This is a genomic window from Acinetobacter sp. F9 (assembly GCF_019195275.1).
GTDB lineage: Bacteria > Pseudomonadota > Gammaproteobacteria > Pseudomonadales > Moraxellaceae > Acinetobacter > Acinetobacter pseudolwoffii.
Window position 1 is genome coordinate 1,432,680 of sequence record NZ_CP078068.1, and the last position, 15,261, is coordinate 1,447,940.

15 protein-coding genes are annotated in these 15,261 nt (G+C 45.4%); 8 read left to right on the plus strand and 7 right to left on the minus strand.

What is annotated here, in order from left to right; genetic code table 11:
* Positions 1 to 97 precede the first annotated feature (97 nt).
* The 4 genes from KT990_RS06905 to rsfS all read left to right on the plus strand — a co-directional run bounded on the left by KT990_RS06905 (position 98) and on the right by rsfS (position 3,110).
* Positions 98 to 886, plus strand: coding sequence for a crotonase/enoyl-CoA hydratase family protein (locus tag KT990_RS06905; RefSeq protein WP_005098089.1), 789 nt, complete (start codon positions 98 to 100; stop codon positions 884 to 886).
* 36 nt (positions 887 to 922) lie between these two features.
* The gene (locus KT990_RS06910) at positions 923 to 1,792 is read left to right on the plus strand and encodes an NAD(P)-dependent oxidoreductase (RefSeq protein ID WP_100355760.1); all 870 of its coding nucleotides are present in this window, start codon (positions 923 to 925) and stop codon (positions 1,790 to 1,792) included.
* Between the two features lie 40 nt (positions 1,793 to 1,832).
* Positions 1,833 to 2,621, plus strand: coding sequence for a hydroxypyruvate isomerase family protein (locus tag KT990_RS06915; protein ID WP_005168633.1), 789 nt, complete (start codon positions 1,833 to 1,835; stop codon positions 2,619 to 2,621).
* Between the two features lie 81 nt (positions 2,622 to 2,702).
* Positions 2,703 to 3,110, plus strand: a complete 408-nt coding sequence (rsfS, locus tag KT990_RS06920; RefSeq protein WP_004645144.1) for a ribosome silencing factor — start codon at positions 2,703 to 2,705, stop codon at positions 3,108 to 3,110.
* 267 nt (positions 3,111 to 3,377) lie between these two features.
* On the opposite strand, the gene KT990_RS06925 is transcribed toward rsfS, so the two are convergent.
* From KT990_RS06925 to KT990_RS06935, 3 genes are read right to left on the minus strand one after another with little or no spacing between them, the layout of a single operon-like run.
* Positions 3,378 to 4,823: an NAD(P)(+) transhydrogenase (Re/Si-specific) subunit beta gene (locus KT990_RS06925; RefSeq protein ID WP_180186407.1), complete on the minus strand. Its 1,446-nt coding sequence runs from the start codon at positions 4,821 to 4,823 to the stop codon at positions 3,378 to 3,380.
* 3 nt (positions 4,824 to 4,826) lie between these two features.
* Entirely contained in the window at positions 4,827 to 5,150 is a 324-nt protein-coding gene (locus KT990_RS06930) for a proton-translocating transhydrogenase family protein (RefSeq protein ID WP_004281642.1), read from the minus strand.
* A gap of 11 nt (positions 5,151 to 5,161) precedes the next feature.
* Positions 5,162 to 6,289, minus strand: a complete 1,128-nt coding sequence (locus tag KT990_RS06935) for a Re/Si-specific NAD(P)(+) transhydrogenase subunit alpha (protein ID WP_074383527.1) — start codon at positions 6,287 to 6,289, stop codon at positions 5,162 to 5,164.
* A 972-nt stretch (positions 6,290 to 7,261) separates the two neighbouring features.
* Here KT990_RS06935 and KT990_RS06940 point away from each other — a divergent pair.
* Entirely contained in the window at positions 7,262 to 8,449 is a 1,188-nt protein-coding gene (locus tag KT990_RS06940) for an MFS transporter (protein ID WP_180076379.1), read from the plus strand.
* 14 nt (positions 8,450 to 8,463) lie between these two features.
* On the opposite strand, the gene KT990_RS06945 is transcribed toward KT990_RS06940, so the two are convergent.
* Complete coding sequence (locus tag KT990_RS06945) at positions 8,464 to 9,108, minus strand: hypothetical protein (RefSeq protein WP_100357994.1); 645 nt, start codon at positions 9,106 to 9,108, stop codon at positions 8,464 to 8,466.
* Positions 9,109 to 9,380: 272 nt separating this feature from the next.
* Between KT990_RS06945 and dusA the strand changes: the two genes are divergently transcribed.
* The gene (gene dusA, locus KT990_RS06950; RefSeq protein WP_005098100.1) at positions 9,381 to 10,406 is read left to right on the plus strand and encodes a tRNA dihydrouridine(20/20a) synthase DusA; all 1,026 of its coding nucleotides are present in this window, start codon (positions 9,381 to 9,383) and stop codon (positions 10,404 to 10,406) included.
* A gap of 75 nt (positions 10,407 to 10,481) precedes the next feature.
* Here the strand turns inward: dusA and KT990_RS06955 are convergent, their stop codons facing one another.
* Both KT990_RS06955 and coaBC read right to left on the minus strand, forming a co-directional pair.
* The gene (locus tag KT990_RS06955) at positions 10,482 to 10,994 is read right to left on the minus strand and encodes a hypothetical protein (protein WP_180075584.1); all 513 of its coding nucleotides are present in this window, start codon (positions 10,992 to 10,994) and stop codon (positions 10,482 to 10,484) included.
* A gap of 230 nt (positions 10,995 to 11,224) precedes the next feature.
* Positions 11,225 to 12,499 (minus strand): bifunctional phosphopantothenoylcysteine decarboxylase/phosphopantothenate--cysteine ligase CoaBC, encoded by a 1,275-nt coding sequence (gene coaBC / locus KT990_RS06960; protein WP_179999659.1) that lies wholly within the window; start codon positions 12,497 to 12,499, stop codon positions 11,225 to 11,227.
* A gap of 113 nt (positions 12,500 to 12,612) precedes the next feature.
* Between coaBC and radC the strand changes: the two genes are divergently transcribed.
* Both radC and KT990_RS06970 read left to right on the plus strand, forming a co-directional pair.
* Complete coding sequence (gene radC / locus KT990_RS06965; protein ID WP_218208522.1) at positions 12,613 to 13,314, plus strand: RadC family protein; 702 nt, start codon at positions 12,613 to 12,615, stop codon at positions 13,312 to 13,314.
* A 64-nt stretch (positions 13,315 to 13,378) separates the two neighbouring features.
* Positions 13,379 to 14,290, plus strand: a complete 912-nt coding sequence (locus tag KT990_RS06970) for a bestrophin family protein (RefSeq protein WP_005168648.1) — start codon at positions 13,379 to 13,381, stop codon at positions 14,288 to 14,290.
* A 74-nt stretch (positions 14,291 to 14,364) separates the two neighbouring features.
* On the opposite strand, the gene KT990_RS06975 is transcribed toward KT990_RS06970, so the two are convergent.
* Positions 14,365 to 15,219: a PHP domain-containing protein gene (locus KT990_RS06975; RefSeq protein WP_005098107.1), complete on the minus strand. Its 855-nt coding sequence runs from the start codon at positions 15,217 to 15,219 to the stop codon at positions 14,365 to 14,367.
* Positions 15,220 to 15,261: the final 42 nt, after the last annotated feature.

Genomic DNA, 15,261 nt, shown 5'->3' on the forward strand with positions numbered 1-15,261 from the left:
AGCTGCTCAGTCCGTGACTTAGAAAGTATGACTGAGCTGTCATGCAAGCTCATAGGCCGCATGCTATGCTCGGTTCAGGAAAATAAGGAAGAATGCCATGTCACTCGTGCGCTTGGAAAAAAATAACGGCATTGCCACAGTTACACTGAATCGCCCGGATAAACGCAATGCCATGAGCTTTGCCCTGCTGCGTGAACTGGTTGCGACTGCGCAGAAAATCAAAAAAGATAAAAGTATCCGTTGCGTCATTTTAACCGGCGAGGCGCAGGTGTTTAGTGCCGGCATTGATCTGGCCGATTTAAATAATCCTAAAAATCGTGCCTATGCGGCCTGGGAGTTAATCCGTCCGGGTCAGAGCCTGTTCCAGAAAGCCTTTCTGGTCTGGCAGGAATTACCTGTGCCGGTGATCGCTGCGATGCAGGGCTTCTGTTTTGGCGCTGGTATGCAGCTTGCTCTGGCTGCAGATATCCGTATTGCACATCCTGATACCAAAATGTCAATTATGGAAACCCGTTGGGGACTGGTACCAGATATGGGGCTCAGCCGTTCGCTGAAAGGTCTGATTGGGATTGATCTGGCCAAAGAACTGACTTTGACTGCCCGGATTTTTGACAGTGCCTATGCCAAAGAGATTGGTCTGGTTACCCATGTGGATCAAGAACCGTTGGCACGCGCACAAGCATTGGCTGAGGAAATGCTGCAACGCTCTCCGGATGCCCTGATGGCCTCTAAGTTTGTACTGGATGCCATGCAGCATCGCCCAAATAAATCTTTACGTATGGAAAAAATCTGGCAGCTCAAATTATTGCTAGGTAAAAACAGTCAGCTGGCTCGCAAAAAGGACAAGAATCCGGAAGTCCAGTTCGTGCCACGCCAATATAACTAAATCGAGTTAGAGTCCAAGCAAGGAATAAGAAAAAGCATGCAGTTAAATCGCGATACTAAGATTGCCTTTTTGGGTATGGGCCTGATGGGACGCCGGATGGCGACCCGTCTACTACAGGCAGGTTTTCAGGTCGCGGTATGGAACCGTACCTCGGCGGCTTGCCATCCCTTAATCGACTTGGGTGCAACTGCGCTGTCTTTGAATCAGATTGCGGATTATCCAGTGATTTTGACTTGCTTGGCAGATGATCAGGCGGTGCAATCGGTCTTTGAGCAGATCGTGCCGTATTTGGTTGCCGATCAAATCATTGTGGATTTTTCCAGCCTTTCGGTGCAGCAAACCCACGCGCTTGCAGCACAAGCACAGACCAGACAGGTGAACTGGATTGACTCCCCAGTTTCAGGCGGTACCGCAGGTGCTGAACAAGGCAGTCTGGTGATTTTTGCCGGTGGTGATGCCACAATGATTGAACATCTTGACCCAATTTATGCAGCACTTTCACAGCGCGTTACCCGTATGGGCGACACCGGTACTGGTCAGGCGACCAAAATTTGTAATCAGCTCATTGTCGCAGCCAATAGTACCCTGATCGCGGAAGCAGTGGCATTGGCGGGCCTTGCAGGTGTAGATACACGCCTACTGGCACCTGCCTTGGAGGGTGGTTTTGCCGATTCCAAACCTTTCCAGATTCTGGCGCCACGTATGGCCACACAAACTTTCGAACCGGTGCAATGGAAAGTGCAGACCTTATCTAAAGATCTGAACAATGCCGTGCAACTGGCCCAAAGTTTTGACCTGGATGTTCCGGTCGCGACTCAGGCCTTATCACAGCTGCAAATCCATCAGGCCCAGGGCTTTGCCGAGGCTGATCTGGCCACTGTGATTCAACAGCTCAAGCACGCATAATTTTTACTTTTGTAATACCCTGAATGTATAAGGAAAATACATGATTAAACTCGCCGTTAACCTGTCGATGATTTTTACCGAAGTGCCACTCATCGAACGCTTCGCACTGGCTCGAGCACAGGGCTTTAATCATGTCGAAATCCAGTTTCCTTATGAATTAACGATTGGCCAGATTCAAAATCAGCTCAGCATCCATCAACTGAACTTATGCCTGATTAATGTGCCTGCCGGTGATTTAATGCAGGGCGGCCATGGCCTGGCCGGTATCCCGGGGCGGGAAATCGAGTTCCGTCATGCTGTTGAACAAGCCATCCAGTATGCCACGGCCTTAAATGTACCTCGGGTCAATATTCTGGCAGGCAAACAGCCTCTGGATTGTGACCTGTTGCCCTGCCTGAATACGCTGGCAAGTAATCTGAAAATGGCCTGTTCAATGCTGCTTGAGCATCAAATTGAACCGGTCTTTGAAATGGTCAATGGCACCGATATGCCACGTTTTTTGATTCAAAATGTTGCACAAGCTCAGGAAATGCTGGAAGCAGTCAATCATCCAGCCTTAAAAATGCAGTATGACTGCTATCACATGGCGATGATGGGCGAAGATGTACTGGAAAGTTTAAAAGAAAATATTCACCTGATTGGTCATATCCAGTTTGCGGATTGTCCGGGACGACATCAACCCAATACGGCGTCCATTCAATATCATGATATATTTCAGTGGTTAAAACATAGTCAATATCAAGCTTATGTCGCTGCCGAATATAAGCCGATGCAGCATTCCAATGACTCCTTTGTCTGGAAAGCCGAATTCTTTCCGGAGCATGACTGAGTGGACTGCGGCTTCATTTGAAATTCAGCACTAAAACCGCTATATTAGACCATGCATAATTGTTAGGAAATTACACACCCCATGAATTTAGAACCATCGCCCAGCGCTTCTAATTCTCACGATCTTACTATGAATTCAAATTCTCAAGCTGTACAGGACTGCTTAAAAGTCGTACATGCTGCACTTGAAGATGTAAAAGCAAAAGAAATTGTTGAGCTTGATGTCAGCGGTATCAGTAATGTGGCTGATGCTATGGTCATTGCAAGCGGCACATCGACACGTCATATCAAATCACTGGCCAATAACGTTGCTGAAGAAGCACGTAAAGCTGGCTTCCGTCCGCTTGGTATTGAAGGCGAACGTGATGCTGAATGGATCCTCATCGACCTCGGTTATGTAGTGGTTCATTGTATGCTTCCAACAGCGCGTAAATTCTATGACCTAGAAAGCTTATGGCGCAATCCTACAGATACTGACTCTGTAGCGTAAAAACCGAATATTCAAAAAAGCGACCTGTATAGGTCGCTTTTTTATTGCCTGTTCATCGGACTTTATAAGCATTAATACAACTCAATCTGTTAACTATTTTTCTTTAATTTTCATCTTGTCTTATGCACCGATTTGATGGGTATTTTAGGATAAATTCATCATAAACATAGACGTTCGATGACCGCTCAATCATCCTTTTTCCAAAATATAAAATATAAAATAAAAAATCCCCCTTTATTAAAGGGGGACTTAGGGGGATTTAAATGATTAGTGACCCGTACCATTAATCGCTTTGGTCATATCTTCCACCACTTTCTTGGCATCACCGAAGATCATCATGGTCTTGTCGTTATAGAACAAGTCATTGTCCAGACCCGCATAACCGGTCGCCATTGAACGTTTGATTACCATAATAGTACGTGCTTTATGCGCTTCCAGAATCGGCATGCCATAAATCGGCGATGTTGGATCATCTTTGGCTGCCGGGTTGACAACGTCGTTTGCACCAATCACCAGCACCACATCCGTTGCCGGGAAGTCAGAGTTGATCTCATCCATCTCTAAAATATCTTCATAGGGTACGTCAGCTTCAGCCAGCAATACGTTCATATGACCTGGCATACGACCTGCCACCGGATGAATTGCAAAACGTACGGTTACGCCCTGCTCTTTTAAGATGTTCGCAAGTTCTTTGACCGCATTCTGTGCACGACCTTGCGCCATACCATAACCCGGTACAATCACCACGCTGTCCGCATTTGACATGAGGAAGCCCGCATCATCTGCTGAACCAGAACGGTGGTTACGTGGCGCTTTATCGCCTGCATCAGCTGCTGCAACCGCTGTACCGCCCATTGCGCCACCAAACAGAACGTTGATGATTGAACGGTTCATGGCTTTACACATGATATAAGACAGAATCGCACCTGAAGAACCGACCAGTGAACCCGCCACAATCAGCATGTTGTTTTCAAGCGTGAAACCAATCCCTGCTGCAGCCCAACCAGAGAATGAGTTGAGTAGCGAGACCACCACCGGCATATCACCACCGCCGACAGGTGCAATCCAGACCCAGCCAAAGATCAGTGCAAGTGCTGTCATTGCCCAGAATGCGGTCATATTCCCTGTTGAGAAGAACATGAAACCAAACACCAACATGGCAATAAAGATGATGGCCTGAACAGGTTTTACCCATGCGCCAGAAATGGTTTTTGCCCATTTCTTCGCAGCCAGTTTTCCATAAGCAAAGACTGATGCTGTAAAGGTAATTGCACCGACAAAACAACCCACGAACAGTTCAAATAAATGAACACGGCTCATTTCATGGAAATTGACACCATTGGCCGCCAAAAGGTCTGGACCGAGTTCAATCAGTTTGTTGTTATGAATAATTGCAGCAATCGCAATCAAGACCGCAGCCAGACCCACCAATGAGTGCATCAGCGCCACAGTTTCTGGCATTTGGGTCATAGGGACAGTACGCGCACGGGCAATACCCACCACCGCACCTGCTACCATTGCGCCCACAATCATCCACACCACAGGATTATCTGCAACAAAGAAGGTGGTCAATACTGCAATCGCCATGGCGATCATACCGTAACGGTTACCTTGAATTGCAGTTTTAGGACCTGATAAACCACGTAGCGTCAGGATAAAAAGAACGGCACCAATCAGGTAGAACCAATCCGCATATTCTCGAATCATTTCCATGGATTAACCCTCTTTTTTCTTTTGCTTAGGTTTAAACATTTCCAGCATACGTGCAGTCACGGCAAAGCCACCGAAAATGTTAATGCTCGCCAGGAACACCGCAATCGCGCCAAGTACGCTCACCACGTTAATGGTCTGGAAATCCACGCTGCCTTCAACACCGATCACCGGCAGACCAACAGTCTGGATCATTGCACCGACAATAATGATCGATGACAAGGCATTGGTGACCGCCATCAACGGCGTATGCAATGCTGGTGTTACACCCCACACCACGTAGTAACCTACGAAAATGGCAAGGACAAAAATCGTAATTGTTTCAACCATGAGTCTTCTCCTTAACCACGTTTTAGCAGCACTTGGCCGGCATGAGTGACAAGTAGGGCTTTTTGAATTTCTTCTTCTGGATTCAGGACAAAATTCTTGTCGGCATCAAACAGCGTTTCGACAAAATTAAACACGTTACGTGCATATAAAGCCGATGCTTCAGTCGATACAGTCGAAGGAATATTGGGAATACCCAAAATTTTGACGCCGTTGTCGGTATGCACAGTTTCACCGCATTTCGAACCTTCAACGTTACCGCCCGATTCCACTGCCATATCTAAAATGACTGAACCCGGTTTCATTTTCGCAACTGTTTCAGCACGGATTAAACGCGGTGCATCACGGCCGGGTAAAAGCGCTGTGGTAATCACAATGTCAGCATTTGATACGGCTTTATCCACAATGGCAGCCTGATCGCGGATGTATTCCTCACCCGGCATCCAGCCATAACCATTCTTGGCCGCATCCGCCGCTTTTTGCTGCTCTTCCGCAGACATCGGCACATCCAGCCATTTACCGCCCAATGATTCCACTTGGTCTTTTGCTGTTGGACGCAAGTCTGTGGCTTCCACAATAGCGCCTAAGCGTTTTGCAGTGGCAATGGCTTGCAGACCCGCGACCCCGACCCCCATGATCACCACACGGGCTGGTTTGACCGTCCCCGCAGCCGTCATTAGCATCGGGAACATGCGCTGGTATTCAGCCGCAGCCAGAAGGACTGACTTGTATCCTGCAAGGTTGGCTTGAGAAGACAAGACATCCATATTCTGCGCACGAGACAAGGTCCGTGGCAAAAGCTCCAATGCAAATGCAGACACGTTCTGTGCCGCAAATTGGTCAAGCTCAGTATTACGGTAAGGATCAAACATTGCCACGATGGCGGTGTTCGGATTGAGTTTTTGAATTTCCTCACCTTTCGGTGCACGAACTTTTAAAATCAATTGACTGCCGGTGTAGGCATCATCCGTAATTTTGGCACCAACTTGTTCATAGGCACTATCGATATAGGCAGCTTTAAGCCCTGCACTACGTTCGATAATCACGCTATGTCCTGCGCTGATCAATTTCTTTACTGTCTCTGGCGTCGCAGCGACGCGATTTTCACCGACAACAGTTTCGGCTGGAATTCCGATCTGCATGAGCGTTCCTCAAGCTAATTTTTCTTAAGTAAACATCGCTTAAACGATGCTTCCCCTCAGGATGTGTTCTTGTTGAATTTTTGGATTCTAATCAAACTGTTTGAAATTACTACCTACTATTTATTTAATAAATGCCTATATATTGAACTGATGATTCATAAAAATGTTGCTGTACTGGTGCGTGGCTTATATACGCCAAATATTTATATTTGATTATTTTATAAACGATATTCATTCACCTGAATGAAAATCTGAAAATGCGCTCGGCTGATAAGCCGCCTACTTGAGATTTATTTTGTTACATTGATCTTTCTGACCAAAATTTCTGTTTTGGTTCTTTATGCTACCCGTTTCTGAATAGGTCTCTCTGCTAAGGACAGCGGCACTTTAGCTTTCCAATTTTTCTAAATTTGACTTTATTGACAAATAAAGAACTTATTCCCGATAAGCTATCTGATCTGTAAAGTAATACCTTTTATTCAATTTAGTTATGATTTAACACCCATCGAGCTAGGGTTGAATTGATGGATGTGACACAACGAGATCTGTGGGTCTAAGGATCAATTATCTCTAAAATGATCAGACCAAGAGGAACAAAAATCTTGCTGACCATTTATTATATTAATGTCATAAACCGAATAAGTGACTAAAATAAAGTTTATGCACCATATCTGCGCATAAAATGAGAGCCATTATTTAATTTTTTTCATTTTCAGGGGATTTTCCGTTCTTTCTTTGTCCTATGCGTTGTAATAAAGCCAACTATTGATCAAAAATCTGGAAACCTGATCATTCCTGACTGGTTTTCTAATTCAAGTCTTGTGTAGTCCTTGCGATCTAAGATCTTTTCATTGAGTCATTGTAATATTTTTCTACTTTTAAAGCCTAAAGTTCTCACTTATAGTGCCTTTCATTCCTGCATCAATGCGCTGCTTGTTTTAAATTCTCCTCGGCTTAGATAAGGTTGCTGCTATGAACACGCCCCTCGATATCAGTCAAAACAAGCCCTTATTATGGCTGATGGCGATTGCCTGTGGTTTATGTGCCGGCGCCAACTATTATTGCCAGCCACTGATTTCATCGATTCAGCAATATTATCAGGTGCCGGAATCACAAGTGGCACTCACCGTTACCTTTGCTCAAATCTCTTATGCATTAGGCCTGCTGTTTATTGTACCTTTGGGCGATATGCTGAATAAAACCAAGCTGATTCCCTTTCTCATGCTGGGTGCAGCTGCAGGTTTATTTATTTGTGCCAGTGCGATAAACCTGCCGATGCTGTGGGTTGGCACCATCATTGCCGGACTGTTTTCCGTGGCTGCACAGATTCTGATTCCCTTGGCCACCATGGCAGTCAAACCGGAAAAAACTGGAGAAGTAGTGGGTTTCCTGATGAGCGGCTTGCTGGTCGGTATTCTGCTCTCGACCAGTATTGCGGGATTATTGTCCGACCTGTTTCACTGGAAAATGATCTATATCGTCAGTGGCATCAGCATGCTGGCTTTAAGTTTTTATCTGCGAGGAAAATTACCGAGTCTGCCACGCCTAAGAATCAGCTATGCAGCGATTTTCAAATCTATGGCGAGCTTATTAACACATGAACCACGATTGGTCTTGCGCTCTCTTACCGGTGCCTGTGCTTTTGCCGCCATGAGCATGCTGTTCTCGACCATTGCCCTGCTGCTGACCCAAGAACCTTTCCAGCTGTCTGATGTCATGGTCGGTCTGGTGACACTGGTCGGCGTCTTTGGCGCATTGTCGACTCAATTCATTGGTAAATGGGCCGATCGGGGCCATATCAAAACCTTGAGCTGGATTGGCTGTTCGATCCTGATTGGGAGCTGGCTGTTCCTATATTTTGGTGCGGTATCGCTGCTGAGCTATATTCTGGGCTATGGACTGATTAATCTGGGGTTGGCGATTACGCATAGCTGTAATCAGAATGTGATTTTCCGCCTGCGCCCGGATGCCAAATCACGGGTCAATTCACTGTATATGACCCTGTATTTTATTGGCGGTGCCTGTGGTTCAGCCTTAGGGGTTTATGCCTGGCATCATGGGGGCTGGAGCATGACCTGTATGGCAGGACTCGGGCTGGCCCTAGGCGCTACCCTATTCGCCTTACTGGATCAATGGCATCACGCCCGGACAGCAGCCTAGATGCTTAACTATACTTAGCTGACTTGAGCCGCTGGATAGAAAGGTTTATTTAAATCTAGAGCAACTGAATTTTCCAATAAAATACAGATAAAGACCGGCAGCAAAGCGGCCAGAATCCGGCAGCTTTCCTCGAGTGACTTGTGATTCAGGGAACTATGATAGGTAACTCCGCCCTGCATGAGCTGATGATGTAATGTATATAAACGACGAAACACCCCGACTAAAATTTCTACAGAATTTCGCTCATTTAAAGCATGCTGTATGATTTTTTTCTGTGTTTCCAGTTCAGCATTACAGCGTTCCAGACTAATTTTCTGGTGACGATAATCCCAAAAACTTTGTTCCATATAGGGGTTCACTAAGAGTGAGTGAATTGGCTGACTGTACTTATCCCAGACAATATGATTAATCTTCTGGTCCAGATCATTTTGGCAAAGTATTTCTAGAAATTGACGCAGCTTATCCCTTCCCTGAACCCGATCATCTTCCTCTGCATAAATAGCCTGAAAACCAATCCATAGACTGATGAATTTAAAATCCAGATCTTGATCCAAGTCTAGCGCTTTTTTAAACCAGCCTAAGCCACGATGAATTTTTAAGTTAAAATGTGCTGAATTTTGTGCTTTATGGCTTTTATAAATCTCCTCCAATAACAGCATAATTATTCTCCTTATTTCTATCATTTTTTATATTGGTGTTTCTACTATCAAAATATACCATTCTGGAATGACTTGGAATTCTAATTTTATTTCTTGTTTCATGTCCTGGACTTACTGGCTTGACTCAAGTTCGCCGGGTTGTTCTGCTGATTTTATGCTAGTATTACGCCCTCTTTTTTTGCGATATTGGCCTAGCGGGCTTGGGCAAAAAAATAATCTTTGGGCGATTTATTCATCCCTTCTTCTTCCATTTCGTTAAGGCGTAATTTTGAATGACTGATCTGACCACCATTGAAAATAAACTTCAACCACGAATCAGTGTGGCGCCGATGATGGATTGGACCACCAAAGACTATCGCTTCTTTGCCCGTCTGTTTAACCCAAATGTGATTATGTACACTGAAATGGTCACCACAGGTGCCATCATTTATGGGGATGCCAAACGGCATTTGGACTTTAACACCGAAGAACAGCCGATCGTACTACAACTTGGTGGCTCGAATCCTAAAGATCTCGCGATCTGTACCAAGATGGCACAGGATTGGGGTTATAACGAAGTCAATTTAAATGTGGGTTGCCCGAGTGACCGGGTACAGAATAATAAAATTGGGGCCTGCCTCATGGCTGAACCCGATTTAGTCGCGGAATGTATTGCTGAAATGCAGCATGCGGTGGATATTCCAGTGACTGTAAAACACCGGATCGGGATTGATGATATGCAGTCTTATGAAGAAATGCTGCATTTTGTCGATACCGTAGCCAAAACCGGCTGCAATAATTTTATCGTACACGCGCGCATTGCCTTATTAAAAGGTCTATCGCCTAAAGAAAACCGCGATGTGCCGCCCCTGCGTTATGAAGATGTTTATCGCCTGAAGCAGGATCGTCCTGATCTGCTGATTGAAATCAATGGCGGGATCAAGACCTATGCCGAAACGCTGGAACATCTCAAACATGTCGATGGCGTGATGATTGGTCGTGAAGCCTATCATAATCCGTACTTATTGGCTGAACTGGGCCAATTGTGGAATCTGGATGCACCGGATCGTTTCGAGATCATGCAACAAATGCTGCCTTATATTGCCCAGCGCATGGCAGAAGGTGCACCATTGTCAATTATTAGCCGTCATATTTTAGGACTGTTCCAGAACTTGCCGGGTGCACGTAAATGGCGTCAGGCACTAAGCGGTGGCAATGCCAAAACCTTGAAAGATGTGGAAACTGCGCTGTTTAATATTCAAGAAGCAATGCAACGTACTGAAGACTATGTGCGTGAACATCAGCAAGTTGAATCCTAAATACGAATTTAAAAGTCTAATCGATATAAAAAAGCACCGATCATCGGTGCTTTTTTATAGAGATGAGCGAAGGAGTTATTGAGTATATGCGGTGATATTGCCGACCGGAACCGGTTCTTCCTGATAAGAAACACCTTGAAATTCTGGCTCGGCAATGGGTGTGACCAGAGAACCGCGCTCATGCTCTTTTGACTCATCTACAGGTTCCAGGTCATCTAAGGCTGCAGCCAGCTGCTGTAACTCCCGATCCAGTTGCTGCCGGTATTGCTCTATTTCAATTTCATCAATAAAAGCAAAGGCATCCTCTTCGATCGCCCACCTATAGCCTCCATCGACCTTAAAAATTTTGACATTGACCGGATATGCCTCCCCCTGATAATTCAGATGAGAAATCGCTTTAAATTGATTGCCCTGCCGCTGGACAATTTTGACCTTCTGCACAGTAAAACGATAGCGTTGATAATCCTGATTGGAATTAAATTCCTGTTGCATCTGCGCTTGAATATTTCTGGCCAATTCATCCATCGAGACAAAGTAACTGCATCCAGCCAGACAGGCGATCATCCATAACACAATGATTGTTCTCATAGCGCCTCCTTCTTTTTCTTTCCTGTTCCTGCTTATAGCTGATATATGCAGTATTGTTATGCTTGCTTATTCTGTGACCTATTTTATGCTTTTTTGAAAAAACAAGAAATAAGCAGTGCATGAATCATGACTAAATTATTTAAGATTTCTACAGCTTTTTGAATAAATGATAAAAATTTACTCATAAAAAAGCCCTGAGTCTAACAGGGCTTTTTTTTGTGAAGATTCTTTTAAAAATCGTCATCACTGGATGGATCACGATGCAAGGCATCATGAATCGCTTCGATCAGCTGCTGGGCAATTTCCTGCTTGGAGGCTTTTTCCAGATCACGCTTATCCATCTGATACTGTTCGGCAAAAAATACGGTCATGGCATTTTCATCCGACGCAAAACCGATATCGGCACGTGAGACATCATTGCAGGCAATCATATCCAGTTTTTTCGCGACCAGTTTGCCCGCGGCATATTCTTCAATATTGCGGGTTTCCGCCGCAAAACCGACCATAAACGGACGTTTCTCTTGCTGGGCGATGGTCGCAACAATATCCGGATTTTTCACAAGCGCCACATTCAGCTCATCGCCAGATTTTTTAATTTTGTGTTCTGCAACTTCCGCCACGCGGTAATCCGCCACCGCAGCAGTTGCAATAAAAATATCACAGCCATCTTCCAGCATCTGCATGCTTTCATTGAGCATTTTTACGGCAGAACTGACATTTTTGCGTTTGACGCCATTTGGTGTATCCAGAGTCACTGGCCCTGCAATCAGGGTCACATCTGCCCCAGCGGCATAACAGGCAGCTGCCAGAGCAAAGCCCATTTTACCGGTACTGTGATTGGAAATATAACGTACCGGATCAATCGCTTCACGGGTTGGACCGGCGGTGATGGTGACACGTTTACCCGCAAGCTGACCAAATTTTTCTGCGATCGCACGCTGTGCTTGATGGAAATATTCTGTGACTTGTCGTGCCAGATCTTCCGGCTCAGGCATACGGCCTAAACCCACATCGCCACAGGCTTGAGATCCGGCATCCGGCATGATCACATGCACACTATCTTCAATTAAAGTGGCCAAGTTGCGTTGTGTTGGCTTAGCTGCCCACATTTGCTGGTTCATGGCAGGCGCTACCCAGACCGGTGCTTTGGTCGCCAGATATAAAGTACTGAGCAAATCATCTGCCAGACCTGCTGCAAACTTTGCCAAGGTGTCACAACTTGCAGGTGCAACCAGTAACAGATCCGCCCAACGTGCCAGCTCGATATGCCCCATACCTGCTTCCGCTTCAGGATCCAGTAATGCCGTATGGACCGGATTGCCTGATAAGGCTTGAAACGTTAAAGGTGTAATAAAAGCCTGTGCCCCTTGGGTCATCACCACCCGCACATTAAATCCGGCATCTTTCAGACGACGAACCAGAATCGCACTTTTATAGGCAGCAATGCCGCCAGTCACAGCTAAAATGATATTTTTATGAGGAATTACACTTACGTCGAAGCTCACAAACAGGCTACCTTTCTGTTGCAGTGGGGCTCACAATAGCATTAAATAAGGGCATTCCCAAGAGATCAGCTTCAGGGAAAACACATAATTCATAATAAATAAGTCTAATAACTATGCAATTTTCTATTAAAAACTGGCCTGAACAAGAACGCCCGCGCGAACGCTTAATTCAATATGGTGCAGAAAGTTTATCCGATGCCGAACTACTGGCAATTTTCCTGCGTTCCGGCTCACAGCAACATTCCGCAGTCGAACTTGCCCGACTCTTGATTCAGCATTTCGGTCATCTCACTGCCTTACTGGATGCACCCTTAGAAGACGTCAGTCGCTTTCATGGCATGGGTATTAGCAAATATACCCAGCTCATGGCGGTCAAGGAATTAGGACGGCGTTATATTTCCGAACATCTGAAACAGGATGCGCTGGAGCTCAATAATTCCAAACGGCTACGCGATTATTTACGTTTTGAACTGCTCGGTGAAACTCAGGAAGTGTTTGCAGTGCTGTGTCTGGATGCCAGTTTAAGAAAAATCAGCTTTAAAAAACTGTTTTATGGCTCTGTGAATGCATGTGATATTTCGATTAATCAATTACTGCGCTATGCAATTACCCAACAGGCAACCTCAATTGTAATTGCGCATAATCATCCACTCGGCCGGGCCTATCCCTCTCCAGCAGATCGGCATCTGACTCGCCAGATTCAGCAAGCCTGTCAACTGGTCGATATTTATTTAATCGACCACTGTATCATTGCCCTAGAGGGCAGTTTTTCTTTTGCCGAGCAGCAACTCATTCAACCCGAAATACACAGGTGATTAGCACTTGACAAAGCTGGCACAAGTCAAGAAGATCATGAAAAAACTGTGATGATTCCAATAAATGATTGTACGTGACCAGCCAAGTCTTTTTAAATTGCTGTTTTCCTGGCGAGGTACAATTTTGCCGAAAGTTTTGCCACCTTTAGGCGTAGTGATGTTGATCTCGGCCATTATCGGTGGCTTGTCACATATTGGCTCTTTTCATTTTCCAGAATTACCTCTGGTCGGCTTTACCCTGATTGGAGTGGTACTGTCGATCTTTCTCGGATTTAAGAATTCGGCCTGTTATGACCGCTGGTGGGAAGCCCGCAAACTATGGGGTATTCTGATTGCCAATTCACGACATTTTGACCGGGATTGCCGGATGCTGTCTCAAGGTCGCCGTGAACGTGTAATTCAGCACGTGATTGTCTTTGCCAATGTTCTCCGTGACCGGCTACGCCATCAGACAGCCAATCCGACCGAACTGGTTGAAACCAGCGGCATGAGCCAGCAAGCGGTGACCCAGCTCTATCAACAGGCCAACGCGCCGCAATATACCTTAAGCCTGATTCAATGGGAGTTAATGCAGGCACTCAAAGAAGGTGAAATCTCAGACATCATCTATATGCAGATGAATAATCATGTGGCAGAACTAAGTATTGTCCAGACTGGTTGTGACCGGATTGCGACAACGCCTTTGCCTTTTGCCTATTCGGTCTTGCTGAATCGTACCGTCTATTTTTTCTGTTTTATTTTGCCTTTTAGCCTGGGTTCAACATTGGGTTTATTTACGCCTTTGCTGGTCGGAATTTTGGCTTATACCTTTTTAGGACTAGATGCCTTAAGCTCAGAAATTGAAGAACCTTTTGGCACGCAAAGTAATGATTTGCCACTGGACTCAATGGTGCGTACAATTGAAATTGAACTCTTAGGCACGCTGGGCAAACCAACCCCACCACCGATTCAGGCCAAAGATCATAACCTACTGTAATTTATTCTTCTCTTGCCCTTTTCTATCAGCAAAAGGCACTTCTGCTTTGCAAGAACAAAGTTCGAGTAAAGCACTCAATCAACAAAACTCTCCCAAATCCCGACTTGTCCCGGTTTTAGGCTCGGCACATTCCCGAGTCTGATCCATGGCATATGGTCGCCATGAAAGTCACTGCCAATCGAAACTTTCAGACGATGCTCCGCAATCATCCGATCGACCATCTGGCGAGTGGAACTTGGATCTACCGCTGGCGGCAGTTCAACGGCGTCGCCACCAAACTTGGCAAAGATCTCGATCAGGTAACGAATGTTGGTCGCAGATAGGTCATATTTGGTCGGATGTGCCAGCACTGCAAAACCGCCACTTTCATGAATCACCTGAACCGTGTCTTCAAGACTCAAGCCATCAAATTTGACATAGGCTTTCTTGCCTTCCTTGATGTACTTATCAAAAGCCTGTTGCGGGCGAGTCACAATACCTTTTTCTACTAAGGTTTTGGCAATATGCGTCCGTGTTACCCGATCAGGGATATTATCGACTTTGACCAGTACATCGGCATAAATATCCTGACCAATTAAAGGAATCAGTAAGTCACAGATCTGTTTCGAGCGTTCAGCCCGGATTTTCTTCTGCTGATTGAGGGCTTTTTGTAAAGGCTCAGGATTTTGCATATTCAGTGCAACAATATGCACGCCATAATTTTTCTTGGTGGCTGGACGTGACCACTGGCTGGAGATTTCCACCCCAGAAATGATCTTAATCTCATGATTTTTAGCGGCTTCTTGTGCCAGTTCCAGGCCATCCATAGTGTCGTGATCTGTCAATGCCAAAGTATGCACCGATTTCTCTACGGCAGCCTCGACCAATTGCTGTGGAGTTAAAGTTCCATCAGAAATATTGCTATGTGTATGTAAATCTACGCCGTGCATCTCTATACTATGACATTTATTTAATCAGATTTAGATACTCTA